This window comes from Pseudomonas putida W15Oct28 (assembly GCF_000708715.2).
GTDB classification, from domain to species: Bacteria; Pseudomonadota; Gammaproteobacteria; order Pseudomonadales; family Pseudomonadaceae; genus Aquipseudomonas; species Aquipseudomonas putida_R.
The window spans coordinates 1-3330 of sequence record NZ_JENB01000087.1 but is presented as its reverse complement, the minus strand read 5'-3'; the positions used below and the strand labels follow the sequence as shown (position 1 = coordinate 3330).

Sequence of the window (3330 nt, the reverse complement as noted above, 5' to 3'; positions counted from 1 at the left end):
GCTGACAGGTGTTTGTTCATGGCGGTTTTGACCTGCTCGACGGTGAGGGCCTGGGACTGCTGCATGAAGTCCTCCAGCCAGGTCAGCGGCAGGTTGTAGAAGCCGATTGCGCCCAACTGGCCGACGATACTGGCGTTGCTGGCATTGGACAGCGGGAAGCTGCCAGCCAGTTCGCGCTTGGCATCGTCCAGCTCTTGCTGGGTAGGGCCGGTCTTGAGGTAGTCGGCAAGAATGCCCTGCACCAGCTTGAGCGTGCCTTCACTGAGCTCGGCACGGGTCTGCAGGTTGATCATGAACGGCCCGCGCACCTGCATCGGGCTGAACACCGAGTACACGCCGTAGGTCAGGCCACGCTTTTCACGCACTTCGCTCATCAGCCGGGTACCAAAAGCACCACCACCGAGGATCTGGTTACCCAACGACAAGGCTGGCCAGTCCGGGTCCTGGCGGTCGATACCCAGTTCGGCCAGCATCAGGTGGGTCTGTTTGGACGGGAAGTCGATGTGGGTCAGGCCGGCCTTGGCGTCAGTGGGTTGGGCCGGTGCGGCCAGCGCCGGGCCCTTGGGCAGGCCGGCGGACACCTGGGCGGCGATGGCTTCGGCTTCGCTGCGGCTGAGGTCGCCGACCAGGGCGATGACTGCGTTGCCTGCAGTGTAGGCCTTGGCATGGAAGGCGCGCAGCTGCGCCAGGGTGATGCCGTTGATGCTGTCGGCGGTACCGTCGCTCGGGTGGGCGTAGGGATGGCCGCCGTAAAGGTTGCCGAACAGCGCCTTGCCCGCGATCTTGCCGGGGTTCTGTTTCTCGTATTCGAAGCCGGCCAGCATCTGGTTCTTGATGCGCTTGAGGGCATCCTCGGGGAAGGTTGGCTTGCCGGCCACTTCGGTGAACAGCTTGAGCGCAGGTTCGCGCTTGTCTTTGGTGCTGAGGCTGCGCAGCGACGTCACGGCCATGTCGCGGTAGGAGCCGTTACCAAAGTCTGCGCCCAGGCCTTCGAACCCTTCGGCGATGGCGGTGACGTCCTTGCCGGCCACACCCTCGTTGAGCATGGCGTTTGTCAGCGCCGCTACGCCGGGGGTTCCGGCGTCCTGGCTGCTGCCGGCGGCAAAGGTGACGCGCAGGTCGAACATCGGCAGTTCACGGGCTTCCACGAACAGCACCCGTGCGCCTTCAGCGGTGTTCCAGTGCTGGATGTTCAGCTGGCGCCGGCTGGGTGCCTTGCCATCCAGCTCGGCCAGCGACTGCAAGGTGTTGGCCGGGCGGGCGGCGCTGGTGTCTGCCTTGGCGGCGTTGTCGGCCATGGCCGGGGCGGCCAGCACTGCCGCCAGCGCCAGGGCGCGGATGCCCGTGGCCAGCAGGGTTGGGCGCGGTGCGCGACGATCACTCATGAGCGGACTCCTCGGGCAGTACATGGGCAACGCTCAGGCGTTCGCGGGTGAAATAGGTGCGCGCGGCGTCCTGGATGTCCTGCGGGGTGACGCGCTTGAGCTCGTCCAGCTCGCTGTCGATCAGCTTCCAGGACAGGCCGACGGTTTCCAGCTGGCCGATGGTGGTGGCCTGGCTGCTGATGGAGTCGCGGTCGTAGACCAGGCCGGCAATGACCTGGGCGCGTACGCGCTCCAGCTCATCGCTGCTGGGCGGGGTGGTCTTGAGTTCTTCAAGCAACTGCCAGATGCCTTTCTCGACATCGGCGAGGGTTTTCTGCTTCTGCACGTTCGGCGTGGCCGAGATCAGGAACAGGCTGTCGCCGCGGGTGAAGGCGTTGTAGCTGGACGAAGCGCCGGCCACCAGCTCCTGGCCACGCTCCAGGCGGGCCGGCATGCGGGCGCTGTAGCCGCCGTCGAGCAGTGCCGAGATCAGGCGCAGGGCATGCACGGTGCGTGGGTCCTTGGCGGTGGGCAGCCCGGGCACGTTGAAACCATAGATCAGGCTGGGCAGCTGGGTGCGTACGTGCAAGGTCAGCTGGCGCTGGCCAGGCTCGGCCAGCTCCAGTGGCAGCTTGGCCGGCGGTACGGCGCGCTTGGGAATGCTGCCGAAGTACTTCTGCGCCAAGCCCTTGACCTCGTCGGCGGTGACATCGCCGACCACCACCAGGGTGGCATTGTTGGGGGCGTACCAGGACTCGTACCAGTGGCGCAGCTCTTCGACCTTCATACGCTCCAGGTCCGCCATCCAGCCGATGGTCGGCGTGTGGTAGCCGCTGGCCGGGTAGGCCATGGCTCGGAACAGCTCGAACGCCTTGGAATTGGGCTGATCGTCGGTGCGCAGGCGGCGCTCTTCCTTGATCACCTCGATTTCGCGGCTGAACTCGTCGGCCGGCAGGCGCAGGCTGGCCAGGCGGTCGGCCTCCAGCTCCAGGGCTACCGGCAGGCGGTCGCGGGCCAGCACCTGGTAATAGGCGGTGTAGTCGTCACTGGTGAAGGCGTTTTCTTCGGCGCCCAGGTCACGCAGGATGCGCGAAGCTTCGCCGGGGCCGACTTTGGCACTGCCCTTGAACATCATGTGTTCCAGCGCATGGGACAAGCCGGTCTGGCCCGGGGTTTCGTAGCTGGAGCCGACCTTGTACCAGATCTGCGAGACCACCACCGGGGCGCGATGGTCCTCGCGCACGACCACCTTCAGGCCGTTGTCGAGGATGAATTCGTGGGTGGGTTGCACATCGGCGGCGAAGGCCGCGAGCGGCAGGCAGAGCGTGCCGAGCAACAGGCCAGCGGCGCGGCGGGCTAGAGCATTCATACGGTGTTTAACCTGTTCGGCGGCCCGCTGGGTTTAGCGTCGGCGGGCCAGGAGGTGCTAGGATACTGATCCGGTTGCCTGGCGACCATGCCTGTCGCCGTTCTGGCCCACAGGACACTAAGACAAAACGTTGCGCATGAACCAGCAGGCTTCAAGATAGTCTGTTCTGCGTAGAGAGAATTCCCGATGAGCCATTGCTGGCTCATCGCTACCCTGAGATAGCCGTCCTCCATGTTTGGTTCCAACGACGACAAAAAAGCGCCGGCCGAGGCTGGCGAGAAGAAAGGCCTGTTCAGCTGGTTTCGAAAGAAGCCGCAGCAACCTGTCGCCGAACAGCCACAAGCCCCCGAGCCTCAGGCTGCAGAACCTGTAGCGCCGCAGTCCGCCGTCGAGCACGCTGAAGCTGCTCCGGTCGAGCCGGTGGCTGCAGAAACCCCTGCACCTGCCACTGAGGCCCCTAGGGCTGCTGAGCCGGCAACTGCCCCAGTGGTTGCCCCGGTCCTTGAGCCTGCGCCCACCCCAGTGGCTGCCCCTGTCCTTGAGCCTGCGCCCGCCCCAGTGGCTGCCCCGGTCTTCGAGCCTGCGCCCTCCCCAGTG

2 protein-coding genes and 1 pseudogene are annotated in these 3330 nt (G+C 65.6%); 1 reads left to right on the top strand and 2 read right to left on the bottom strand.

Going from position 1 to position 3330, the window contains the following annotated elements:
* Both AK81_RS27520 and AK81_RS27515 read right to left on the bottom strand, forming a co-directional pair.
* Positions 1-1385 (bottom strand): M16 family metallopeptidase (locus tag AK81_RS27520; RefSeq protein WP_043204397.1); only part of this gene is annotated, 1385 nt, incomplete at its 3' end.
* Positions 1378-2733: a M16 family metallopeptidase gene (locus AK81_RS27515; RefSeq protein WP_043204395.1), complete on the bottom strand. Its 1356-nt coding sequence runs from the start codon at positions 2731-2733 to the stop codon at positions 1378-1380. The genes AK81_RS27520 and AK81_RS27515, both read right to left, overlap by 8 nt.
* 231 nt (positions 2734-2964) lie before the next feature.
* Between AK81_RS27515 and AK81_RS30930 the strand changes: the two are divergent.
* Positions 2965-3330 (top strand): annotated as a pseudogene (locus tag AK81_RS30930) (signal recognition particle-docking protein FtsY); the annotation flags it as partial.

What these genes read in the sequence shown, in the direction of transcription:
- AK81_RS27515 (WP_043204395.1), bottom strand. Translation starts at nt 2,733, where the DNA reads ATGAATGCTCTAGCCCGCCGCGCCGCTGGCCTGTTGCTCGGCACGCTC.